Annotated in this window: 23 protein-coding genes; 12 read left to right on the top strand and 11 right to left on the bottom strand. The window is 68.8% G+C overall.

Features of this window, described 5'->3' with window-relative positions:
- Positions 1–6: 6 nt before the first annotated feature.
- The gene (locus GONAM_RS08945) at positions 7–2,832 is read left to right on the top strand and encodes a bifunctional acetate--CoA ligase family protein/GNAT family N-acetyltransferase (protein ID WP_051992517.1); all 2,826 of its coding nucleotides are present in this window, start codon (positions 7–9) and stop codon (positions 2,830–2,832) included.
- A 45-nt stretch (positions 2,833–2,877) separates the two neighbouring features.
- On the opposite strand, the gene GONAM_RS08940 is transcribed toward GONAM_RS08945, so the two are convergent.
- Positions 2,878–3,816 (bottom strand): sigma-70 family RNA polymerase sigma factor, encoded by a 939-nt coding sequence (locus tag GONAM_RS08940; RefSeq protein WP_174310882.1) that lies wholly within the window; start codon positions 3,814–3,816, stop codon positions 2,878–2,880.
- A gap of 286 nt (positions 3,817–4,102) precedes the next feature.
- On the bottom strand, positions 4,103–4,540 hold the full coding sequence (locus GONAM_RS08935) for a DUF3099 domain-containing protein (protein WP_006866429.1): 438 nt from the start codon (positions 4,538–4,540) through the stop codon (positions 4,103–4,105).
- A 111-nt stretch (positions 4,541–4,651) separates the two neighbouring features.
- On the opposite strand from GONAM_RS08935, the gene GONAM_RS08930 reads away from it, so the two are divergent.
- The gene (locus tag GONAM_RS08930; protein ID WP_006866428.1) at positions 4,652–4,924 is read left to right on the top strand and encodes a DUF3039 domain-containing protein; all 273 of its coding nucleotides are present in this window, start codon (positions 4,652–4,654) and stop codon (positions 4,922–4,924) included.
- Between the two features lie 20 nt (positions 4,925–4,944).
- Here the strand turns inward: GONAM_RS08930 and GONAM_RS08925 are convergent, their stop codons facing one another.
- The gene (locus GONAM_RS08925; RefSeq protein WP_006866427.1) at positions 4,945–6,198 is read right to left on the bottom strand and encodes a YihY/virulence factor BrkB family protein; all 1,254 of its coding nucleotides are present in this window, start codon (positions 6,196–6,198) and stop codon (positions 4,945–4,947) included.
- 268 nt (positions 6,199–6,466) lie between these two features.
- Between GONAM_RS08925 and GONAM_RS08920 the strand changes: the two genes are divergently transcribed.
- Positions 6,467–8,221 (top strand): DEAD/DEAH box helicase, encoded by a 1,755-nt coding sequence (locus GONAM_RS08920; protein ID WP_006866426.1) that lies wholly within the window; start codon positions 6,467–6,469, stop codon positions 8,219–8,221.
- Between the two features lie 90 nt (positions 8,222–8,311).
- On the opposite strand, the gene GONAM_RS08915 is transcribed toward GONAM_RS08920, so the two are convergent.
- Entirely contained in the window at positions 8,312–8,521 is a 210-nt protein-coding gene (locus GONAM_RS08915) for a DUF7455 domain-containing protein (protein ID WP_005197291.1), read from the bottom strand.
- Positions 8,522–8,842: 321 nt separating this feature from the next.
- Between GONAM_RS08915 and GONAM_RS08910 the strand changes: the two genes are divergently transcribed.
- Entirely contained in the window at positions 8,843–9,205 is a 363-nt protein-coding gene (locus tag GONAM_RS08910) for a DUF952 domain-containing protein (protein WP_040535860.1), read from the top strand.
- A 31-nt stretch (positions 9,206–9,236) separates the two neighbouring features.
- Here the strand turns inward: GONAM_RS08910 and GONAM_RS08905 are convergent, their stop codons facing one another.
- Together GONAM_RS08905 and ppgK are read right to left on the bottom strand one after the other, a co-directional pair.
- Positions 9,237–10,664 carry an RNA polymerase sigma factor gene (locus tag GONAM_RS08905; protein WP_006866424.1) on the bottom strand — a complete coding sequence of 476 codons (1,428 nt, stop codon included), beginning with the start codon at positions 10,662–10,664 and terminating at the stop codon, positions 9,237–9,239.
- 178 nt (positions 10,665–10,842) lie between these two features.
- Complete coding sequence (gene ppgK / locus GONAM_RS08900; RefSeq protein ID WP_006866423.1) at positions 10,843–11,631, bottom strand: polyphosphate--glucose phosphotransferase; 789 nt, start codon at positions 11,629–11,631, stop codon at positions 10,843–10,845.
- Positions 11,632–11,762: 131 nt separating this feature from the next.
- Here ppgK and GONAM_RS08895 point away from each other — a divergent pair, with 131 nt between their 5' ends.
- Positions 11,763–12,671: an inositol monophosphatase family protein gene (locus tag GONAM_RS08895; protein ID WP_006866422.1), complete on the top strand. Its 909-nt coding sequence runs from the start codon at positions 11,763–11,765 to the stop codon at positions 12,669–12,671.
- A gap of 7 nt (positions 12,672–12,678) precedes the next feature.
- On the opposite strand, the gene cei is transcribed toward GONAM_RS08895, so the two are convergent.
- Positions 12,679–13,371, bottom strand: a complete 693-nt coding sequence (cei, locus tag GONAM_RS08890; protein ID WP_006866421.1) for an envelope integrity protein Cei — start codon at positions 13,369–13,371, stop codon at positions 12,679–12,681.
- Between the two features lie 449 nt (positions 13,372–13,820).
- On the opposite strand from cei, the gene GONAM_RS08885 reads away from it, so the two are divergent.
- The gene (locus tag GONAM_RS08885) at positions 13,821–14,120 is read left to right on the top strand and encodes a DUF4193 domain-containing protein (protein WP_006866420.1); all 300 of its coding nucleotides are present in this window, start codon (positions 13,821–13,823) and stop codon (positions 14,118–14,120) included.
- 134 nt (positions 14,121–14,254) lie between these two features.
- On the opposite strand, the gene GONAM_RS08880 is transcribed toward GONAM_RS08885, so the two are convergent.
- A complete protein-coding gene (locus tag GONAM_RS08880; RefSeq protein ID WP_006866419.1) occupies positions 14,255–14,809 on the bottom strand; it encodes a DUF3093 domain-containing protein in 555 nt (184 codons plus the stop codon).
- Positions 14,810–14,832: 23 nt separating this feature from the next.
- Here GONAM_RS08880 and dut point away from each other — a divergent pair, with 23 nt between their 5' ends.
- Positions 14,833–15,303, top strand: coding sequence for a dUTP diphosphatase (dut, locus tag GONAM_RS08875; protein ID WP_040535858.1), 471 nt, complete (start codon positions 14,833–14,835; stop codon positions 15,301–15,303).
- A gap of 76 nt (positions 15,304–15,379) precedes the next feature.
- Positions 15,380–16,225 (top strand): DUF3710 domain-containing protein, encoded by an 846-nt coding sequence (locus GONAM_RS08870; RefSeq protein ID WP_006866417.1) that lies wholly within the window; start codon positions 15,380–15,382, stop codon positions 16,223–16,225.
- 16 nt (positions 16,226–16,241) lie between these two features.
- Here the strand turns inward: GONAM_RS08870 and GONAM_RS08865 are convergent, their stop codons facing one another.
- The gene (locus GONAM_RS08865) at positions 16,242–16,967 is read right to left on the bottom strand and encodes an alpha/beta hydrolase (protein WP_006866416.1); all 726 of its coding nucleotides are present in this window, start codon (positions 16,965–16,967) and stop codon (positions 16,242–16,244) included.
- 198 nt (positions 16,968–17,165) lie between these two features.
- On the opposite strand from GONAM_RS08865, the gene GONAM_RS08860 reads away from it, so the two are divergent.
- Together GONAM_RS08860 and GONAM_RS08855 are read left to right on the top strand one after the other, a co-directional pair.
- On the top strand, positions 17,166–17,543 hold the full coding sequence (locus GONAM_RS08860; protein WP_006866415.1) for an OB-fold nucleic acid binding domain-containing protein: 378 nt from the start codon (positions 17,166–17,168) through the stop codon (positions 17,541–17,543).
- Positions 17,540–18,220: a DUF3159 domain-containing protein gene (locus GONAM_RS08855; RefSeq protein WP_006866414.1), complete on the top strand. Its 681-nt coding sequence runs from the start codon at positions 17,540–17,542 to the stop codon at positions 18,218–18,220. Before GONAM_RS08860 ends, GONAM_RS08855 begins: the two co-directional genes overlap by 4 nt.
- A gap of 3 nt (positions 18,221–18,223) precedes the next feature.
- On the opposite strand, the gene GONAM_RS08850 is transcribed toward GONAM_RS08855, so the two are convergent.
- Both GONAM_RS08850 and GONAM_RS08845 read right to left on the bottom strand, forming a co-directional pair.
- Positions 18,224–18,886 carry a potassium channel family protein gene (locus GONAM_RS08850; RefSeq protein WP_006866413.1) on the bottom strand — a complete coding sequence of 221 codons (663 nt, stop codon included), beginning with the start codon at positions 18,884–18,886 and terminating at the stop codon, positions 18,224–18,226.
- Positions 18,887–18,935: 49 nt separating this feature from the next.
- Positions 18,936–19,601 (bottom strand): potassium channel family protein, encoded by a 666-nt coding sequence (locus GONAM_RS08845; protein ID WP_040535856.1) that lies wholly within the window; start codon positions 19,599–19,601, stop codon positions 18,936–18,938.
- 78 nt (positions 19,602–19,679) lie between these two features.
- On the opposite strand from GONAM_RS08845, the gene GONAM_RS08840 reads away from it, so the two are divergent.
- Both GONAM_RS08840 and GONAM_RS08835 read left to right on the top strand, forming a co-directional pair.
- Positions 19,680–21,695: an APC family permease gene (locus tag GONAM_RS08840; protein ID WP_006866411.1), complete on the top strand. Its 2,016-nt coding sequence runs from the start codon at positions 19,680–19,682 to the stop codon at positions 21,693–21,695.
- Complete coding sequence (locus GONAM_RS08835; RefSeq protein WP_006866410.1) at positions 21,692–23,002, top strand: class I SAM-dependent RNA methyltransferase; 1,311 nt, start codon at positions 21,692–21,694, stop codon at positions 23,000–23,002. The genes GONAM_RS08840 and GONAM_RS08835 overlap by 4 nt, the downstream gene beginning before the upstream one ends.
- The last annotated feature ends 28 nt before the right edge of the window (positions 23,003–23,030 follow it).

The raw sequence follows: 23,030 nt of genomic DNA, 5'->3' as shown, positions 1-23,030 counted from the left end.
CAGGACGTGTCGTCCACCCCAGAGCAAACCCAGACTGCCCCTGAAACACTGGCCGATCAGCCCGAACCTCGTGGCGCTTGGGATTATCCGCGGCATTGGATCGCCGACGTGCTGGCCTCCGACGGCGGGGTCGTGCACCTGCGTCCGATCGTCCCCGACGACGCCGAACGGATCGTCGCCTTCCATTCCAAGCTCTCCGAACGCACCCGCTACATGCGGTACTTCGGTCCGACGCCGACGCTGCCGCCCCGCGAGGTCGCGCGGATGACGACCGTCGACCATCAACAGCGCGTGGCGATCGTGGCGGTGCTCGGCGGCGAGATCATCGCTGTCGGCATCTACGAGGGACTCGCCTTCGACGGCAAGCCGGAATCAGCCGAGGTCGCCTTCGTCGTCGCCGACGAACACCAGGGACGCGGTCTCGGACCGATCCTCCTCGAACACCTCGCCGGCGCCGCGGCCGAGAACGGTTTCACCCGCTTCGAGGCCGAGGTGCTCAGCGAGAACCCGAACATGGTCGCCGTGTTCCGCGACGCCGGCTACCAACTCGCCCGCAGCTTCGACGGCTCGACGGTGCATGTGGAGTTCCTCATCGACCCGACCGAGGCGCTCCTGTCGGTACGCAACGCCCGCGAGAACGCATCGGAGGCCCGCAGCGTCGCGAACCTGCTGCGCCCCACCTCGGTCGCGGTCATCGGCGCCTCGACCGACCCGAACAAGGTCGGCAATGCGCTGCTGGCCAACATCATCGCCGGCGGATTCACCGGCCCGGTCTTCCCGGTGAACGGACCGGCCCGCGTCGAGGAGGAGCCCGGTCGCGACGCCCAGCGACTCGGCCGCACGACGACGACCTCGAACCGGAAGCGGACCCGCGAACGCCCGCCGTCGGTCCGCGGTATCCGCGCCTACGAGACGGTCCGTGACATCCCGGACCCGGTGGACCTCGCGGTGGTCGCGGTCCCGGCGTCCCGGGTCGACGACGTCCTCGACGACTGTCTGGTGAAGGGTGTGCGGACGCTGGTCATCGTGTCGGCCGGTTTCGGTGACTCCGGCGAGGAGGAGGGCCTGGAGAACGAGCGTCGCCTCGTCGCACAGGTCCGGGAACACGGCATGCGGCTCGTCGGCCCGAACGCACTGGGCGTGGCCAACAACGATGCCGGGATAGCGCTCAACGCGACACTTGCGCCGCGGATCCCGGCGGCCGGCCGGGTGGGCTTCTTCTGCCAGTCCGGTGCGCTGGGCATCGCGATCCTCGACACCGCGGCGCGGCGACAGATCGGGTTGTCGACCTTCGTCTCCGCGGGCAACCGCGCCGACGTCTCGGGCAACGACCTGCTGCAGTACTGGGACAGCGACTCCTCGACCGACGTGATCCTGCTCTACCTCGAGAGTTTCGGTAACCCGCGCAAGTTCTCCCGCATCTCGCGGCGGGTGTCGCGGGCCAAACCGATCGTCGCGGTGAAGTCGGGCGCGGGGGCCATGAGCCCGGTCCGGGCGGCCCGGTCGACGGCCAACTTCGACGACCAGATCGCGCGCATGATGCTCGAACAGGCCGGTGTCATCCAGGTCGAGACGATCCCCGAACTGTTCGACTGCGCGGCACTGTTCGCCTACCAGCCGCTACCGCGCGGACCGAGGGTACGGATCATCGGCAACTCGTCGGTGTTGGGCAGCCTCGCCGCCGACCAGGCACGGACCGGTGGCCTCGAGGTGGTCGACAACATCGACCTCGGTGCGGGAGCGTCGGAGGAACTGTTCGAAGACGCCGTCTCCGCGGCCATGACCGACACCGGCGTGGACGCGATCATCGTCGTCTTCGTGCCGCCGGTGGCCGTGGACGCCGACTGGCACGCCCGCGCGCTCATGGCGGCGGCCAACACGCCGGGTGCGGACGGCGAGAAGCCGATCGTCACGACGTTCCTCGCCGTCGACGGCATCCCCCCGGGTCTCACGAGGCCCGGGCCGAACGGGATGCCCGAACGCGGGTCCATCCCGTCGTATGCCAGCCCGGAGCGCGCCGCGGCGTCGTTGGCCCGTGCCTGGCAGTACGCGAAGTGGAGGTTGCGGCCGGAGTCGGTGGTCCATCGTGCCGAGGGCACCGACCCCGAGGCGGCCCGCATGTACGTGCGCGAGGCGATGGACACGAACGGCCGGTCGTCGGACCGGCTCCTCGACCAGGTGGACTCGGCGAAACTGCTGCGCTGGTACGGAATCTCGGTCGTCCCGTTCCGCGAGGTCAGGACGATGCACGAGGCGTCGGCGGCGGCGCGCGAACTCGGCTTCCCGGTGGCGGTGAAGGCCACCTCGCCCAAATGGCGGGGTCGACTCGACCGCGAGGGCGCCCGGCTCGACCTGCCCGACGCGACCGCGGTCGTCAACGCGTTCGCCGAGCTGAGCGAACTCACCGGCGACCACGTTCTGCACGTGCAGAAGATGGCCCCGAAGGGCGTGGGCACGGTCATCCGTGTCCGCGACGACCAGTCGTTCGGGTCGGTGATCTCGTTCGGGTTGTCGGGGCGGACCTTCGACCTGCTCGGCGACCATGGCTACCGGGCGGTCCCGCTCACCGAACTCGACGCCCGTGAGCTGATCGACGAGCCGCGCTCGGCGCCGCTCCTCTCCGGCTATCGGGGTGAGGAACCGGCCGACAAGGAGGCGCTCGTCGACCTGTTGCTACGGATCTCCACACTCGTCGACGACATCCCCGAGGTGCGCGAGGTGCTCTGCGATCCGATCCTGGTGTCGGTCGACGGCGCCGCGGTGCTCAACGCCCAGATACGAGTCGGCCCGGTGCCCGACAGGCGGGACACCGGACCGAGACGATTGAGCTAGGGGACCGTTCAGCTAGGGGACCACGGAGCCAGGAGGCCGGGTACGTCAGCTGGCGTAGGCGCGCAGACGCTCGGCACGATCGCCGGCGCGCAGCTTGCCCATGACCTCGCGCTCGATCTGACGCACGCGTTCGCGCGACAGTCCGAACATGCGGCCGATCTGGTCGAGGGTGCGCGGCTGGCCGTCGTCGAGGCCGTAGCGCATCCGGATGACCTGCTGCTCGCGCTCGTCGAGAGTCGCGAGAACCGCGCGGATGTCGGAGTGCAGCAGACCGGCGATGACGGCGTTCTCGGCGGAGGTGGCCTCGGCGTCCTCGATGAAGTCGCCGAGCGGTGCCTCCTCGTCGCTGCCGACCGGCATGTCGAGGCTCACCGGGTCGCGGCTGTGGTCGAGCAGATCGGCGATCTTCTCGGCCGGGATGCCCGACTCGTTGGCCAGTTCCTCGTCGGTGGCCTCGCGGCCGAGCTGCTGGTGGAGCTCACGCTTGATGCGGGCGAGCTTGTTCACCTGCTCGACGAGGTGGACGGGGAGCCGGATCGTGCGGCTCTGATCGGCCATGCCGCGGGTGATGGCCTGACGAATCCACCACGTGGCGTACGTCGAGAACTTGAAGCCCTTGGCGTAGTCGAACTTCTCCATGGCGCGGATCAGACCCAGATTGCCTTCCTGGATGAGGTCCAGGAGCGGCATGCCGCGGCCGGTGTAGCGCTTGGCCAGCGAGACGACGAGGCGGAGGTTCGCCTCGAGCAGGTGGGCGCGTGCGGCCTCACCCTCGCGGACGATGGTCGCCAGGTCCCGCTTCTTGGTGGCCGAGAGGCGCTTCTTGGTAGCCAGGACGTGCTTGGCGTAGAGGCCGGCCTCGATCTGCTTGGCGAGTTCGACCTCCTGCTCTGCGTTGAGGAGAGCGGTGCGTCCGATCCCGTTGAGGTAGACGCGGACGAGGTCCGCGGCCGGCGACTGGGCGTCGAGATCCTGCTCCGTCATCGCCGGGCGGGTGCCCGGGGCAGCGGGATCGGCGAAACCTGTGGTCGGGGTCGAACGTGCAACTGTCGAGCGTGACATGCGGCCTCCTGACTTGAATGCGTTCACTGGGTCCAACGTCCATGTGATGGCGATAGTTCCCGAAAGTGATTCGGCGCAAACCCGAAGGAGGCTTGGTGACCTGCGAAGACTTTCGCCGATTCGCAGGGACGGCTGAGAAGTTGCTGAGATGTCGAACGCGGGGGAACCCGCGGCGGCCGCGGCAGCGGTCGTCGGGGTCGACGGTGGCTCAGTCGTCGGGGTCTACGACATGCCCGTCGACGGTGCGGTGAGGGAGCTGCTGTTCGGTGCGCGAGAGGGCGGGCGGGCCGACGACGTGATCGTCGGCGCCGTACTTGTAGTGCGGGACCTCGCCGCGCTTGCGGGGCGGGCGGTCGTTGGCGATCAGCACGGCCATCCACGGCAGCGGGATGGAGATGGCGACGATGGCCAGGGCGAGGAGTCCGGAGCCGGTGATCGAGTAGGCGATGCCGGCGACGATCAGCGCGGGGACGCGGAACGCCATCATGATCAGGTACTTGCGGACCCGGGCCTTCTGCTGGGCCTCGAGCGAGTCCTGGGCGTCGGTGATCAGGAAGGTCTCGGCGGAGACGGCCGGATGCACCGACCTTCCGAATCGTCTCGACTCCTCGTGGGGGTCGTGCGGCTCACGGCCGGTCGCGCCCATGGAATCCCTTTGTTCGAACACCCTCTCCACTGTCCCACTTTCGGTTGCTCATTGCACTGACGGATTCCGGGCACCTGTGCTCGCGGTTCCCCGGTGACGCACAATAGAGCAATGGCAACTGAAACCATCGAACGCCCCGATCTCGACGAGTGGACCGACACCGAGACCGACGAGAGGTCCGACGCCGACGCCACCGACGGCAGTGACGACGACCGGCCCAAGTTCTTCCACTACGTCAAAAAGGACAAGATCGCGGAGAGTGCCGTGATGGGCAGCCACGTGGTCGCGCTCTGCGGCGAGACCTTCCCGGTGACCCGGGCGGCCAAGCCGGGTTCGCCGGTGTGCCCCAAGTGCAAGAAGATCTACGCCAAGCTGCGCAAGTAGCGAGGGGTCGCCGGGGCCGGTCAGTCGCCCCCGCGGTCGCGCGTGGGGCGTCGGATCGGTCCCGACGACAACCGGTCGGGAATCGTCTTGAGCTGACCGGTGAGGTCGGAGGTCTGCGAGTTGACCCAGTGCCGGACCTGGGTCGTCGTGGACGCCTTGGCCGGCCAGAACTGTTGCACGGCGGCGTTGAACTCGGCTCCGATGACGATGCCGAAGCCGAGCGAGAAGGTGAACAGCAGGAAGGCGATCGGTGTCGCCAGCGCCCCGTAGGACACACCCGCCTCGGTGATCTTGGTCAGGTAGATCCGCAGCACGTAGCTCGCAACCCAGAAGAACACGCCCGCGACGATCGCGCCGCCGATGAGCCGGTGCCACGGCAGCGGATTGGGCAGCGCCAGGTGGTAGAGCGTGGTGAGCACGAACAGCAGCAGCACGGCGACGAACGGGAAGTAGCCGTAGTCGATGAGTGTCGTCACGAACGACCCCCACGACTCCGGGACGATCGCCCGCAGGTAGTTCGGTCCGAGTGCCACCAGCGGCAGCAGGAACACCGCGACGAACAAGAACCCGACGTAGAGGAACAGCGCGAAGAACCGCTGCCATACCGGATTCCGCACCTCGTGCTGGTCATGGGCCTTGGCGATGGAGGCGATGAAGCACGACATCGCCGACGAGCCTGCCCACAGCGACAGGATGAAGCCGACCGACATGAGTCCGATGCGGCCCCGCCCCAGGACGCTGTCCACGGTCGGGGTGATCAGATCGTCGACCACCGTCTCGGTGAAGGTGCGCTGCGCGAACTCGATGATGCGGTCGTAGACGATGTCGACGGTGCCGGGTCCGAACCAGCCCGCGACGTAACCGACCGAACCGAGCAGCCCGAGCAGCAACGGGGGCAGGGACAGTGCCTGCCAGAACGCGGCCTGCGCTGCCCAGCCGATGATCCCGTCGTCCCAGGACTTCACGATCGTCCGCCACACCACCCGGTGCATGTTGGGCAGTACCGGGGGGCCGGGTTCGTTTTCCGCGTCGTCCGAGTCTGAAGCCTCCTTCGTGCCGTTCGCCGGGACGGGTTCGTCGACGCCCTCGGGCTTCTTCACGACCGCGACATCACGGGAGGCGGGTGCGGTGGCACCGGGAACGTCGGTGTCGCCGGCGAGCGGGGCCGGCCGGCGCGGCGTCCGGGTCGAGGTGTCGAGCGGAGCGGTCACCGCGCTCGACGGATTCGGGCGCACGGCAACAACCGGCGACGTCGCGTCGTCGGTCAGTGGCACCGGGTTCCTCTTTCGCGTTGTGATGAGTTCAATATCCCCGATCGAAGGCCGCAAAGGGTACCCGGGTCACCAGGCGCGTCGTTCGGAGTGACCACACGGCGATGTCCACGCCGGTGTCGCCGAGCCGCGACGAGGGGGTGTCGCGATGCGGGCGTGGGGGCGGCCCGGCGGTACGATTGCCGGGTCCCCTTCGGCGCGGGTCCTCCCAACGCGAGGGGTCATTTCATGCCCGGTAGGGAATCCGTACGCCGTCAGGAGCAACACACACGTGACGTCCGCCGAACCCTCCACCAGCACCACCAACACCTCTGGAACCGCCGCTCCCAACCTCGGATCGCTCCGAGCCTGGCAGCGCCGCGCGCTGACCAAGTACCTCACGCGCAAGCCGAAGGACTTCCTCGCGGTCGCGACGCCCGGCGCAGGCAAGACGACGTTCGGCCTGCGTGTCGCCCGCGAACTGCTCGACGATCGCACCGTCGAGCAGATCACCGTCGTGGCGCCCACCGAACACCTCAAGCACCAGTGGGCGGAGGCCGCGGCGCGCGTGGGCATCGCCCTGGACTCGCACTTCTCCAACTCGACCGGTCAGACCAGCTCCGACTACAACGGAGTCGTCCTCACCTACGCGCAGGTCGCCGCGCACCCCACCAAACACCGCGTCCGCACCGAGAACCGCCGGACCCTGGTCATCCTCGACGAGATCCATCACGGCGGTGACGCGAAGTCGTGGGGTGACGCGATCCGCGAGGCCTTCGACGACGCCGAACGCCGCCTGCTGCTCACCGGTACGCCGTTCCGCTCCGACGACTCGCCGATCCCGTTCGTCGTCTACGAGGCCGAGGCCGGCGGACACCAGCGTTCCAAGGCCGATCACACCTACGGTTACGCCGACGCGCTGAAGGACGGCGTCGTCCGACCCGTGGTGTTCCTGGCGTACTCCGGCGAGGCGAGCTGGCGGACCAGCGCCGGCGAGGAGTTCACCGCGCGGCTCGGTGAGCCGCTGTCGGCCGAACACACCGCCCGCGCCTGGCGGACCGCCCTCGACCCGCACGGCGACTGGATTCCCGCGGTCCTCACCGCGGCGCACACCCGCCTCGGCCAGCTGCGTGCGAGCGGGATGCCCGATGCCGGCGGCCTGGTCATCGCGACCGACCAGTCGACCGCCCGCGACTACGCCGAACTGCTCACCGCCATCACCGGCAAGCAGCCGACCCTGGTCCTCTCCGACGACCCCAAGTCCTCGTCACGGATCGCCGAGTTCTCCGCGTCGAAAGACGAGTGGATGATCGCGGTGCGCATGGTGTCCGAGGGCGTCGACGTGCCGCGGCTCGCGGTCGGTGTCTACGCCACCAGCTCGTCGACCCCGCTGTTCTTCGCGCAGGCGATCGGTCGCTTCGTGCGGTCGCGGCGCCCCGGCGAGACCGCCAGCGTGTTCCTGCCGTCGGTCCCCGTGCTCCTCGACCTCGCCAGCCAGATGGAGGCCCAGCGCGACCACGTCCTCGGCAAGCCGCATCGCGAGAGCGACGGCCTCGACGACCAGCTGCTCATCGACGCGAACAAGCAGAAGGACGAACCGGGGGAGGACGAGCCGGCATTCCAGTCGTTGCACGCCGACGCCGAACTCGACCAGGTCATCTTCGACGGCGCGTCGTTCGGCACTGCGACCTTCGCCGGGAGCGACGAGGAATCCGATTACCTCGGCCTGCCGGGGCTGCTCGATGCCGATCAGGTGCGTGCCCTGCTGCAGAAGCGCCAGGCCGAGCAGGTCGTCGCCCGGTCCACCCCGGCCGAGCCCAAGTCCGAAACCCCGGATCCCGGGCGTGCCCCCGGCACCACCGGGGAGAACCTGCACGCGTTGCGCAAGGAACTCAACACCCTGGTCGCCATGCATCATCACCGCACCGGAAAGCCCCACGGCATGGTGCACAACGAGCTCCGGACCCGCCTGGGTGGTCCGCCCACGGCGATGGCCACCGCCGAGCAGCTGAAGGAACGCATCGCCGCACTGCGGACGTGGCGCTGAGCGCCGAACCCGGACACGAGAGAACCCGGCCGGATGATCCGGCCGGGTTCTTTCGTCGTCTGTGGCTCGCCCGTCAGGCCATGACGAGTGTCAGACCAGCTCGCCCTCGGCTTCGACCACGGTGGCGCTGAGCTCCACCAGTCGGGCTTCGTGCTCGTTGAAGTGATGACGGCAGAAGAGAAGCTCGCCGCCCTTGGGCAGGACGGCTCGTACCTTGGCTGCGGCGCCGCAACGATCACAGCGATCGGCGGCGGTGAGCGGTAGGTAGATCGGGGCTGTGGTGGTGGCGATGTCAGTCATGGTTCCTCCGTCCCGGTCCGGCGCCGGTGTCCGGACGCCTTCCCTTCGAGCCGACACATCCGGGCGATGCGTCAACCTCACTCTGTCAGACGCTCGGCGGCTTCGTATTGTTCCGGCAGGTGCTATCGGTGTGTCGTCACTCACCGTTTACCTTCGGCAACAATCCGACAACGTCTCCCGAAATCAGCCATCCGGGGTCGGCGGCTGATCAGCGGACGCGTCTGACTCCACGGTACCGACGACACCGCGACCGGGCCGACCGAGAACCCGTGGCGTGGACAACACTTGACGGAACTCGGGTGCATCGGGCTTCATGTGCGGATGGCAGCACCCGGATCTCCCGTTCTGACCCATGTCATCCCGGCCTCGGACTGGGCCGAGGCGCGCCATGGGACACACGTGCGGCCGCCGTCGCTCGACGAGGTCGGGTTCGTGCATCTGTCGACCCCGCAACAGGTCCACCTGCCGGCCAACCGGCTGTTCGTCGGGCGTCATGACATCCTGCTCCTCATCCTCGACCCGGCCCGCCTCGGTGCCGAGGTGCGCTGGGAGCCGGGAGTGCCGACCGACCCCGAATCGATCCTCTTCCCGCACCTGTACGGGCCTCTGCCCGTCGACGCGGTCGTCGACGTCCGAGAGCTACGACCAGGCCCCGACAACGCCTTCGCCCCCGTCGCCGGGTGACGGCAACGGGGGCGAAGGGGCGTGCGTGTGACTAGTCCAGGTAGTCGCGGAGAACCTGCGACCGCGACGGGTGGCGCAGCTTCGACATCGTCTTGGACTCGATCTGGCGGATGCGCTCACGCGTGACGCCGTAGACCTGACCGATCTCGTCGAGCGTGCGGGGCTGGCCGTCGGTGAGACCGAAGCGCAGACGCACGACGCCCGCCTCGCGCTCGGACAGCGTCTCGAGAACCGACTGCAGCTGATCCTGCAGGAGGGTGAAGCTCACCGCGTCGACCGCGACGACCGCCTCGGAGTCCTCGATGAAGTCACCGAGCTGGCTGTCGCCCTCGTCGCCGATGGTCTGGTCGAGCGAGATGGGCTCCCGGGCGTACTGCTGGATCTCCAGCACCTTCTCCGGGGTGATGTCCATCTCCTTGGCGAGTTCCTCGGGAGTCGGCTCGCGGCCGAGGTCCTGGAGGAGCTCACGCTGGATACGGCCCAGCTTGTTGATGACCTCGACCATGTGCACCGGGATACGGATGGTGCGGGCCTGGTCGGCCATCGCGCGGGTGATCGCCTGGCGAATCCACCACGTGGCGTAGGTCGAGAACTTGTAACCCTTTGTGTAGTCGAACTTCTCGACCGCGCGGATCAGACCGAGGTTGCCCTCCTGGATGAGATCCAGGAACGCCATGCCGCGGCCGGTGTAGCGCTTGGCGAGGGAGACGACCAGACGGAGGTTGGCCTCGAGGAGATGGTTCTTCGCACGGTTGCCGTCGCGGGAGATCCAGTTCAGGTCGCGCTTCTGCGCGGTGCTGATCTTCTCGCCCGAGGCCATCATGCGACGAAGACGCTCGGTGGCGAACAGGCCGGCCTCGATGCGCTTGGCGAGCTCGACCTCTTCCTCGGCGTTGAGGAGGGCGACCTTGCCGATCTGCTTGAGGTAGGCGCGGACGCTGTCGGCCGAAGCGGTGAGCTCGGCGTCCTTGCGGGCCTGGCGGAGGGCCTCGGACTCTTCTTCGTCCCAGACGAAGTCGCCGGACTTGGCGGCGGCGTCGGTCTTGGTCGACTCCTTTGCCGCGCCCTTGGCGCCGGCAGGCGCCGCCTCGGCCTCCTCGGAGTCGTCCTCGTCGTCGGAGTCCTCGGAGTCGTCCTCGTCGTCGACCTCGATGTCGTCGATCTCCACGTCCTCGAGTTCGCCGTCGGCGACGTCGATGTCGTCGATCGAGTTCGGGTCCTCGGGCTCGGCGTCGGTGTCGCCGACACCCTCGGCGGAGCTGGCCTTCTTGGCTGCCTTCTTGGGGGCTGCCTTCTTGGTGGCCTTCTTCGCTGCTGCCTTCTTGGCGGGCGCCTTCTTGGCCGCGGTCTTCTTCGCAGCCTTCTTGGCGGTCCGCTTGGCCGGGGTTTCGGTCGAGGCGCTGGTCGACTGGGTTTCGTCGGCCTCGGCGTCCCCCTGGCGGGTCTTGATGGCTGCCACGTACAACCTTTCGAACTTCTCTTCTGCGGAGTCTTTGTCGGGTCTTGTGAGACGTGACACGGCAGCACGAGCCACCGTGGACAAGGGCTTGGTTTCTCGGTTCAGATGACCGGTGACGACCATTGTAACGACATCGGCTCACCCGATGTGACAAAGCCCTGGTCAATCCAGGCGCGGTCTAGGTTTTGATGCCCTGTGAGACCGCCATCGCCGCGCCGACGATACCGGCGGTGTTCTGCAGCGTGGCGGGCACGACCGGGGTCTTGTTGGTGAGCAGCGGAATCCACTTGTCGGCCTTGCGGCTGATGCCGCCGCCGGCGATGAACAGCTTGGGCCAGAACAGTGCCTCATAGGCCTTGAGGACGTCGGACACCTTCTCGGTCCATTTCTCGTAGGACCAGTCCTTGTCCTCCTTGACCCGTGAGGACGCCTGATGTTCGGCCTCCTTCTTGCCGACCTGCATGTGACCCAGCTCGGTGTTGGGCACGAGGTTGCCGTTGATGAGGATCGCCGAGCCGATGCCGGTGCCGAACGTCAGCAACATCACCACGCCGTCCACGCCCTTGCCCGCGCCGTAGGCGTCCTCGGCCATCCCGGCCGCGTCGGCGTCGTTGAGCACCGAGACCGCGCGACCCCCCAGGTGGCGGCTGAACAGCTCGTAGACGTCGGTGCCGATCCACGCCTTGTCGATGTTCGCGGCGGTCCGCATGATGCCCTCGGTGACCACACCGGGGAGGGTGATGCCGACCGGACCGGCCCAGTCGAAATGGGCGACGACCTCGGCGACCGCCGCCGCCACCGCCTCCGGGGTGGCCGGCTGCGGGGTGAGCACCTTGAATCGATCGCCGACGAGTTCACCGGTGTCGAGATCGACGATGCCGCCCTTGATCCCGGAGCCGCCGACGTCGACGCCGAACCCCAGATTCGTCGGGGTCGGCGAGCTGTCGGTGGCGGGCGTGTCGGTCATGGCGGACTTTCCTTCCGGGCCGGCGGTGATCGACATCAGGCTATCGGCGCCCGCCGTCGGCCGCGCGGCATCCCTCCAGAAGTGTTGCTTCACCTCACCGCCTGAGCGGTCGCGGTCGCCGATGTGCTGACATGGAAGACGTGGATCAGACAATTCCGGTGGACGAACTGGCCGCCATCGCGGTGGACGTGGCGCAGGAGGCGGCCGCCCACGTGCGACGCCGCCGACCCGAATTGTTCGGTGGGACACCGCAGTCGACGGTGGACGGGGCATCGGCGAATCCCGTCTCGACCGCCTCGACGGTCAACCCGGTGTCGACCAAGTCGACGGAAACCGATCCGGTCACCGTCGCCGACACCGAGACCGAACGCCTGATCCGGCAGCTCCTGCACGAGGCGCGGCCCGCCGACGAGGTCCTGGGGGAGGAGCATGGCGGTAGTCGCGCCGTCCCGTCCGGTGTGCGCTGGGTGGTCGACCCCATCGACGGCACGGTCAACTTCATGTACGGCGTCCCCGCCTACGCGGTGTCGCTGGCGGCGCAGGTCGACGGCCGCTCGGTCGCGGGGGTCGTCGTCGACGTGGCGCGTGGGGTCGTCTACGGCGCCACCCTGGGCGGCGGTGCCTGGGTCGCCGACGGTGACGGCCCTCGTGTGCCCTTGCGCTGCAATCCTGTCGACCGTGCGGAACTCGCGCTCGTGGCAACGGGTTTCGGTTACGCCGCCGACCGTCGGCGCGCTCAGGGTCGGATCGTCGCGGAGTTGCTCCCGAAGGTGCGTGACATCCGACGGATCGGTGCCGCGGCCCTCGACCTGTGCATGGTGGCCTCCGGCGCGGTCGACGCCCATTACGAACACGGCCTGAGTCCCTGGGACTGGGCGGCGGGCGGACTCATCGCCGCCGAGGCGGGTGCGGTCGTGGTGACCCCGCCGCCGGACTCGCGGGCAGACGAGGGGCACATCACCGTGGCCGTCGCACCGGGTATCGCCGACGAGTTCCTCGGACTGCTCGACGAACTCGGGGCGCGGGAACCGTTGGTCTAGAAGGCGCTCAGCACGGAGCCGAGTGGACCGCCTTCACCAGGGCGGGATCGGCGCCGGTCTCGGGGTTGGTCGGGTCGGCCGACCGCAGCGCTTCGAGCGCCGCCTGCGCGTCCTGGGAGAGCTCACCACCCGAGTGGTAGGTGCCCAGTGCCACGTCGACCGCGGTGCCCCGTCGTCCGTCGTCGACGAGTTGCGCGCACGGGAACGCCAGCCAGGTCGCCGCGGCGGAGGCGCGGCCCGCGGGGCCGAACCGGATCTGCGCGACGCAGTTGAGATCCCGGTTGACGTAGACGGGATCATCGGCGAACGGGGTGTCGGCGGCCGGGGTGAAGCCCTGGGCGGCGAGGTCCTCGGACACCGACCGGGCCGCGCCCCGTTCCTCGGACGCGTTGAGGACGCGGACCTGGAAGGTCGACAGCGCGGCGGGCGCGACCTCCAGCATCTCGTCGCGTGGGACCGGGGAGAGGACCGGCGGCTCCGCCGGCTCCGGTGCACCGGCTTCGGTCGCGGTTGCCGGGGACGGCTGATTGCAGGCGGTGGGGACCGATTCGCTGTCGTCACTGCCGAGCACGACCGCCCAGACGATCACGCCGAGGACCAGAAGGACCACCACCGTGATGATCGCCGGCGCATACCGGCGGCGTGGGTACGGGCGGCCCTGTTCGTCGGTCGGGTAGCCGGTCGTAATCTTCGAGACCACCGTGGAACGACTCCTCACTGGGCGAACTTCGCGAGCGGTTGTACTTCACCGGGAACGACGCCCCGCGCGATCTCCGCAACACTCTAGAGGGTCGACCGCGCCGCGGCCGCGAGCCTCGCCGCCGGTGCCGTGTCGTGACCCTGCGCACGGGTCCGACCTGCGTCAAACGCCAGATTTCGGACAAGTTCGCGTTGCCACATTGACGGTTGACTGGACGTGGTCTATTCTTCGGGCGCCCGCGCTTCCAGACTCGGGGTGCAGCCGAAATCGAACCGTGACCGAAGTCACACAATACGACGGATTCTCGGGAACGAATTGAGCTCGAGCCGGTGTTGTAGTGACCCCACCGGCTAGACAATCCCGGCGGAGTCGTGCGCACCACCCCTGGGTGACGGCCACAAGCCGGAACCGAGAGCGCCCCCTCACACTCTCAACAAGTAAGGCACACAATGGCTACTGATTACGACGCGCCACGACGCACCGAGGCCGAGGACCTCAACGAAGACTCGCTCGAGGAGCTGAAGGCCCGTCGGAGCGAGGCGCAGTCCGCAGCCGTCGACGTCGACGAGACCGAGACCGCAGAGTCCTTCGAACTGCCCGGTGCCGACCTCTCCGGTGAAGAACTGTCGGTCCGGGTCATCCCGAAGCAGGCCGACGAATTCACTTGTACCAGCTGCTTTCTCGTCTACCACCGCAGCCGGCTGGCCGAGGAGAACGGCAACTCGCTGATCTGCGTCGACTGCGCATGATCCCCGCGGGTCTCCCGCGGATGCGCACGACGATTCCCTGACGTTCGGATCACCGACGGGCAGGGCCTGACGAAGAAGGGGCCGCGCCATCAGGCGCGGCCCCTTCGTCTGTCTCGGTGGTGTCCCCGGTGCCGTCAGGCGGTCGCCGTCGGGCGGTCCGCTGCGGCGTCCGGGATGTCGAGAGCCGCCAGCAGCTCGGCCGGTCGTCGGGTGGACACCAGCCAGTAGGGGGTCGGGTCGTCGGGATCGTCGAGGACGATGAGGACCATGGTCTTCACCCAGAAGCGGTGCACCAGGTACGCGGCGGGGTCGAGCTGACGGCCGAGCGCGGCGCTCTTGGCCGTCGCCGGGATCGACGCACCGCGGGCGACGACGGACCGCGGCAGCAGCGCGCGATGCGCCTGCAGTTCGCGCTCGGCGGTCACCCGGACGCGGGTGCGGCTCATCGACCACAGCACCAGGACACAGAGGATCGCGGTGACGACGTAACCGATCACGCTCCACCGGCTGCCGTGGGCGGACAACTGGATCTCGTAGCCCACCACGCCGGTCAGGACGGCCGCGGCCGGCCACCACCACCACGGCACGTGCAGACGCTCGTCGAAGAGGTCCGCGGATCCGGAGTCGCGGCGCGTCGCCGGAGTCCCCGACGTGCCGCCGGTGTTGTCAGGCGATTGAGGTGCGGTCACGTTGACCAGCGTAGTCTGCGTGCGTGACCCCAGATCTCCCCCCTCTGCCGCCCATCGCGGTACGTCGCCTCGATCCCGATCTGCCGTTGCCCACCCGAGCTCATCCCGGGGATGCGGGCGTGGACCTGTGCTCGACGATCGACCTGGAACTGCCCGCGGGGCGCCGTCAGCTGGTCGGCACCGGGATCGCCATCGCGCTGCCGTTCGGCACCGTGGGCCTGATCCATCCGCGTTCGGGCCTGGCCGCCCGCGCCGGACTTTCCATCGTCAACACGCCCGGCACGATCGACGCGGGATACCGCGGCGAGATCAAGGTCTGCCTGATCAATCTCGACCCCGAGCAGCCCATCACCATCTCGCGCGGTGACCGGATCGCTCAGCTGATCGTGCAGCGCGTCGAACTGCCCGAGTTCGTCGAGGTCGACGAACTCGACGACACCAGCCGCGGCGACGGCGGATACGGGTCGAGCGGCGGCCACGCCGTCCTGGGCTGAGCACGACACGCCGGGCGTCGTCTGCCCCCGCGTCGATTAACCTTCAACACGAATGCGGATCAACGAGGAGTAGGCGATGACGAATAACGGTTCGGACGAACTGCGGGTCGGACAAGCACTGGGCCCCTACGACATCGACGCCCTCGCGACGGAGATCAGCGAGCTGGAGAACTCCCACCTCGACCTCGGCTCGGTGCTCGTGCCGGTGGTCGAGGGCGGGCAGGTGACCGTCGAGATGTCGGAGACCCACCAGCCCCAGAACGTCTACCTGGTCACCCCGATCGGTCGGATCTCGGTGAGTGCCTTCGCGGCACCCAAGTCGCCGGGAATGTGGCGCGAGGTGGTCCGCGAACTGGCCGAGTCACTGCGCGACGGTGGCGCCGCCACCAGCATCGAGGACGGTCACTGGGGCCGCGAGGTCGTGGCCGAGGTCGAGGGCGGGACGCACCGCTTCATCGGCGTCGACGGCCCCCGCTGGCTCGTGCGCTGTGTCGGCAGTGGGCCGTCGGATAGCGCCGAGGACCTTGCACGCCTGAGCCGCGCCGTGCTGGCCGAGACCGTCGTACGTCGCGGGTCCGAGCCGCACCCGCCACGCGAACCCCTTCCGATCGTGCTGCCGCCGGTGCTCGCCGACCAGGTCGCCGCGGCCCAACAACAGATCTTCGCCGAATCGGAGGCAGGGGCACAGGACGAGGCGCCCACCCCCGAGGTTCCGGCCGCCGACGAACCGGAAGGGGTCGCCGGGGGAGCGCTGGACCAGGTGGCACACGCCACCGTCTACGGCGAGAACTCCTACACCGAGGCTCCGGCCGAAGGCGCCACGTACGACGACCCGTCGGTCGCCGCCGACCCGGACCCCGAGGACGACGCGCCGCCGCCGTCGTCGGGCTCGGCGATGCAGCGCTTCTTCCGTCGTCGCTGACCCGGCAGCGGCGGGGCTACCGCCTCGACAGTCGTGTGTACGCGTCGAGGCAGCTCTCGCCGAGCAGACCGGGGTCACGGCCCCATCTCTCGAGGGTGACCTCGACCAGCGCCGACCGCGGAGCCGCTTCGTGCCACACGCGGGCGACGGCGATGGGGTGGATCGGGTCGTCGGGTGCCGCGACGAGTGCCAGTGGCACCGCGAGGTCGGCGATCTGAGCAGGTGTCGGGGCGCAGTAGCGCGCCGCGTCACGCAGCTGGCAGATGACCTCGGGATACAGCCTCCGCCAGGAGCGGGAGAGCTCCTCGGCCAGCCAGTCCGGGCTGCTCGCCGCCATCTCGGCGACCGTCGTCTCCAGTCCGTCCCGTTCCATCGCGTCGGCGGTGGCCCGCGCGCCGGCCGCGGCGACCGCGGAGTCGGCGTCCCCACTCCAGGCCGGCAGCGCCGCGAACACTCCGGCACAGCGTCCGCCGGTGTCGGCGAGAGCCCACTCGAGGGCTATCGCGGCGCCGATCGACACCCCGCCGACCAGAACCCGGTCGTGTTCGGCCGCCGCGCGCTCGATGCCCCGACGGTGTCCGTCGATCAGGTCCGACGTCGGCTCGAGCGCCACCAGTTCCACGCCGAGCGTCGCGGCCGCGTGACCGAAGGCACGTGTGACGTGGTCGGCATCCGAGCCGGTCCCGGGAATCACCACCAGTGCGGTGGCCGTTCGTGTTTGCGGACTGTCCACGACGGGCATCAATTGTTCATCCGGATGCGGGGCACCCAGAGATCATCCCTTAGGGTGTCCCGGGACCGCGGTGCGCCCCGGTCATCCACGTTGTCACCGGCGGGTGCCGGGTCTACGCTGGCGGACAGCCACCGATCATTCGTTCGGTGGCCACGGACGCTGCGGCGGAAGCCCCGGTGCCCGGCTGAAATCCATTGGGAGGTTGGGATGCCCACAGCTGGTTATCTCAAGCGACTGACCCGCCGACTCACCGAAGACCTCGGTGACGTCGACGCGGAGCGAATCGCCGAGGAGTCGAAGGCGACGGGCGCACAACGCGCGTCGGACTGCACCCGCGGCGAGGAGGTCACCATGCACGGCGAACTGCGCGCGGTGGAGACCTGTTCACGCACGGCCAAGGCCGGGGTCAAGGCAGAGTTCTTCGACGGCTCCGACATCGTCATGTTGAAGTGGCTGGGCCGCAATCGCATCGCCGGCATCGAACCCGGCCGGAAGGTGACCGTGCGGGGCCGACTCGCCCTGCAGGACGGTCACAAGGTGATCTACAACCCCTACTACGAGCTGCAGGGCAGCGACGACGAGTGACACCCACGAGTGACACCGGGAGGTCGGACGACGAGTCGGCCGACCAGGACGTCGAACAGAACCCGGCCCCCGAGCCGACCCCCACGGTGCTGGAACAGATCGGCGGCGTGTCCGGCCTGATCTACTCAACGGTCCCGGTGGTCGTGTTCGTGCCGGTCAACTCGTTCTTCGGCCTCACGGCCGCCATCATCGCCGCGCTCACCGCCGCGGCCCTCGTCTTCGTGGTGCGGCTCGTCCGCCGCGAGGGACTCACCCCGGCGATCTCCGGCCTCCTCGGCGTGGCCATCTGCGTCTTCATCGCCAACCGGGTGGGGGACGCCAAGGGATATTTCCTCTTCGGCATCTGGACCACCCTCGCCTACGCGATCGCGTTCGTGATCTCCATCGTCGTGCGCTGGCCGCTGATCGGCGTCGCCTGGCACCTCGTGAACGGGCAGGGGACCGCCTGGCGCAAACACCGTCGGACGTTGCGCGCCTACGACATCGCCACCGCCCTGTGGGCCCTGGTCTTCGCGGCGCGGTATCTCGCCCAGTCCGAACTCTATGATCTCGGTGCGACCGGCTGGCTGGCCTTCACACGGATCGCGATGGGTTGGCCGCTGACCGCCTTGGCGGTGCTCGCCACGGTCCTGCTCGTCCGCCGCGCGGTGCGTGAGGAAGAGACGGTCGGAGCCTGATCTTCAGCGCGTGATCTTCATGGCGTCGTAGAGGGCCGGTTCGGCCTCCGACGGGGCGATGAAGATCAGCTCGTCGCCGCCCTCGATCGGGTCGTCGTTTTGCGGCACGATGACGCGCCCGCCCCGCAGGATCGTGACCAGAGCCACGTCGCGGGGCAGTTCGAGCTTGCGTACCGGCTTGCCCGCCATCGGCGTGTTCGACGGCAGGGTGAGCTCGACGAGGTTCGCCTGGCCCTGGCGAAAGGTCATGAGGCGGACGAGGTCACCCACCGACACCGCCTCCTCGACGAGCGAGGCGAGTAGACGCGGCGTCGACACCGCGACGTCGACGCCCCAGTCCTCACCGAACAGCCACTCGTTGCGCGGGTCGTTGACCCGCGCGACGACGCGGTTGATCGCGAACTCGGTCTTGGCCAGCAGACTGACGACCAGGTTGGCCTTGTCGTCGCCGGTCGCCGCGATCATCACGTCGAAGGTCTGCAACTGCGCGTCTTCGAGTTTCGTCAGTTCGCAAGCATCGGCGAGGATCCATTTCGCGCCCGGTACCGAGTCCGGGTCGATGTGGTCGGCCTTGCGCTCGAAGAGCGTGACGTCGTGCGAGTTGACCAGGAGTTCGCGGGCGATCGAGCGCCCGACCGCGCCGGCTCCGGCGATGGCGACCTTCACAGGATGACTCCTCGGTGTTCGGGGCTCAGGGCGTTCGGGCTCGGGGTGTTCAGGACTCGGCCTGGGTGAACGGTTCCGCGGCGACGCGGCGGGCGTCGACCAGATTGTCGAGCAGCACCGCACCGTAGATCACGTCGTCCTGCTGGAGAACGGTTTTGGCCTCCGGCAGGATCGGCCGCCCGACCCGGTTGAGGAATGCGACCCGCGCTCCGGTCTGTTCCTGGAACTTGCCGACCGACACCCCGATCCACGACTCGTCGACGTCGATCTCGGCGACCGCGAGGGTGCCCGACGGGTCGCGCCACTCCGTGGTCGCGGTCTCGCCGAGCGCGGAGACGAAACGTTCCGTCGTCCACGGCACGGTGGCGACGGTCGGGATGCCCAGCCGCTCGTACACCTCGGCGCGCTTGGCGTCGTAGATGCGGGCGACGACCCGCTCGACGTCGAAGGTCTCCCGGGCCACACGGGCGGCGATGATGTTGGAGTTGTCGCCGGACGACACCGCGGCGAAGGCGTCGGCGTGCTCGATCCCGGACTTGACGAGGATGTCCCGGTCGAAGCCCACACCCGTGATGGTGCGGCCCGCGAAGTCGGCGGACAACCGGGCGAACGCGGACGGGTCCCGGTCGATGATCGCGACGTCGTGTCCGCGTTTCTGCATCGCCATCGCGAGCGATGATCCGACTCGCCCGCAACCCATGATGACTACCTGCACGACATTCCTCTCCGGACGCGACCTGCGTGCCGCGAGTCGAACCTACCCGCCACGACGCGGACGCTCTAGGGTTGCCTGGTGTCCACCGTCTCCAAGGTGTCCGTTGCGACGAAGCGCCTCCTGCTCGGCAGGCCCTTCCGCAGCGACAAGCTGGGCCACACTCTGCTCCCCAAACGGATCGCCCTCCCGGTCTTCGCCTCCGACGCGATGAGCTCGGTGGCGTATGCGCCACAGGAGATCTTCCTGGTCCTGTCGGTGGCCGGTATCACCGCGCTCGCCTTCACCCCGTGGGTCGCCGTCGCCGTCGCGGTGGTCCTCGCGGTGGTGGTCGCCAGCTATCGGCAGAACGTGCACGCATACCCGTCGGGTGGCGGCGATTACGAGGTCGCCACGGTCAACCTGGGGCCCAACGCCGGCCTGACGGTCGGCAGCGCACTTCTCGTCGACTACGTGCTGACGGTGGCGGTGTCGGTGACCTCGGCCGCGGAGAACATCGGTTCAGCCGTCCCGTTCGTCAGCGAGCACAAGGTCTGGTTCTGCGTCGGCGCCATCGTGCTCATCGCGGCGGTCAACCTGCGCGGCATCAAGGAATCCGGTGCGCTGCTGGCCATCCCGACGTACGCCTTCATCGTCGGCGTGCTGGGCATGCTCGTGTGGGGATTCACCGAGATCTTCGTGCTCGGCGAGGAGATCCGCTCGGAGACCGCCGACTTTGGTATCGCCGCCGAGCAGGACAACCTCACCGGTCTGGCGCTGGTCTTCCTCGTCGCCCGGTCGTTCTCCTCCGGATGCGCGGCGCTGACCGGGGTCGAGGCCATCAGCAACGGTGTCCCCGCGTTCCGGAAACCCAAGTCACGCAACGCCGCGACCACCCTGCTGATGCTCGGTGCGTTCTCGATCACCCTGCTGCTGGGCATCGTTCTGCTCGCCCAGGAGATCGGGGCCAAGTACGTGATGAACCCGTCGACGGACCTCGTCGGGGCCCCCGAGGGTTACCAGCAGAAGGCGATGATCGCGCAGCTCGCCCACGCGGTCTTCGACTCGTTCCCGGCCGGCTTCTTCTTCGTCGCGCTCGTGACCGCGCTGATCCTGTTGCTGGCCGCCAACACCGCGTTCAACGGTTTCCCGGTGCTGGGATCGGTGCTGGCCCAGGATCGCTACCTGCCGCGGCAGTTGCACACGCGCGGCGACCGGCTCGCGTTCTCCAACGGCATCCTGTTCCTGGCGGCCGCGGCCATCATCTTCGTCGTCGCCTTCGACGCCCAGGTCACCTCGCTCATCCAGCTCTACATCGTCGGCGTGTTCGTCTCGTTCACCCTGAGCCAGACCGGCATGGTGCGGCACTGGACCCGCCTGCTGCGCACCGAGTCCGACCCGAGCGCACGCCGCCGGATGATGCAGTCGCGGGTGGTGAACTCGGTCGGACTGGTCATGACCGCGACGGTCCTGGTGGTCGTGCTGATCACGAAGTTCACCGCGGGCGCGTGGATAGCGGTGCTGGCGATGGTCGCGCTCTTCGTGGTGATGAAGCTGATCCATCACCACTACGCCTCGGTGCAGCGCGAACTCGACGAGGCCGAGGCCGACGACGAGGGGGTGCTCCCGAGCCGGACCCATTCGATCGTGCTGGTGTCGAGTCTGCACATGGCCTCTCGTCGCGCTCTGCGGTATGCGCGGGCGACGCGACCGGACGTCCTCGAGGCGATCACCGTCAACGTCGACGACCGCGACACCCGGAAGCTGGTGTCCCAGTGGGAGGCCAGCGACATCACGATCCCGCTGAAGGTCATCGCCTCCCCGTACCGCGAGATCACCCGGCCCGTCATCGATTACGTGCGACGTGTCCGCCGGGAGTCCCCGCGTGACGTGGTGACCGTGTTCATCCCCGAATACGTCGTCGGACACTGGTGGGAGCAGATCCTGCACAACCAGTCCGCGCTGCGACTCAAGGGACGTCTGCTGTTCGAGCCCGGGGTGATGGTGACCTCGGTGCCCTGGCAGCTCACGTCGTCGGATCGCCGCAAGGAGACCAAGAGGTACTGGGCACCGGGCGAGACCCGCCGCGCCCTGGGCGAATCGGAGCGCACACTGTGACACCCCCGGCAACGACGCGGCGCGTCGAGGTCACCGTCGATCGTCCCGCGAACGGTGGGGAAGCTGTCGGACGTGCCGACGGCCGGGTCCTGTTCGTGCGCGGTGCGATTCCCGGCGAGCGCGTGGTCGCCGAGATCACCGACGACCGCCACGACTCGTACTGGCGTGCCGAGGCCGTCGAGATCCTCGAGGAGTCCCCGCACCGGGTTCCGGTGGTGTGCCCGGCGGCGGCCGGGGGAGCGGGATGCTGCGACCTCGGCCACATCGAGCCCGGGCACGCGCGCGACCTGAAGAAGGCTGTGCTGCTCGACGTCCTGAGCCGGGTCGGTCACCTCGACGAGGAGACGATCGCCGGCACCGACCTCGCGACGCGCGGGGTCGACCGCCTGCCCGGCGACGACACCGGCTGGCGCATCCGGACCCGGCTGGCCGTCGACGGACGGGGGCGCGCCGGGCAGCACGCCTTCCGCGGTTCGGCGGTGATCCACGATGTCTGCGTGCAGCCTGCGCCAGGGATGATCGACGACCTCGCCCGCCGCAGCTTCACCCCGCACGCCGAACTGGCCGTGGTGCTCGACGCCGACGGTACCCGGCACGTCACCGAACTCGCACCCGTCGCCGAGGTCCGGCACGGCGACGCCCGCCGCCGCGCACAACAGAACCGCCGACGCCGCGCCCGACCCCGCGCCCAGGTGGTCGTCGAGGGGGCGGAGTCCGCGGTCCACCGCGTCGGGAACCGGGCGTGGGACATCCCGGTGACCGGGTTCTGGCAGGCGCACCGGGCCGCACCGCAGACGTATGCCGACACCGTCGTTGGCTTCCTTGGCGACCACCTCGGAGCCGGCCCGCGGGTCGCATGGGACCTCTACGGCGGCGCCGGGGTGTTCGCCGGCGCACTGCTCGACCATTACGGGACGGGCCTCGAGGAGGTCCACATCGTCGACTCCGACGCGGGCGCGCTGGCGGCCGCGACGCGCACCTTCGACGCCGACGGCGATCGCGTGGTCACCCATCAGGGAGAGGTGGCCGCCCGTGTGCACGACCTCGGGGAGTCACCCGACGTGGTCGTCCTCGATCCGCCGCGCACCGGCGCCGGGGAGAGGGTCATCGACGCGATCGCCGCCGCGAAACCGGCCGTGGTGGTGCATGTCGGCTGTGATGCCGCCCGCTTCGCACGTGATCTCGGTCTCTTCGCCCGCGCCGGATATCGCGTGGCCCAGGTGCGTGGCTTCGACGCTTTCCCGCTCACGCACCATGTCGAGGCCATCGCGTGCCTGGTTCCGGCCGGAGTCACGCCCGGCGAGTGAGGACGTCGACCATCCGCGGGGCATGGTC

The organism is Gordonia namibiensis NBRC 108229 (genome assembly GCF_000298235.1).
In the GTDB taxonomy this organism is placed as follows: domain Bacteria; phylum Actinomycetota; class Actinomycetes; order Mycobacteriales; family Mycobacteriaceae; genus Gordonia; species Gordonia namibiensis.
This window is presented reverse-complemented; position numbering and strand designations above follow the sequence as displayed.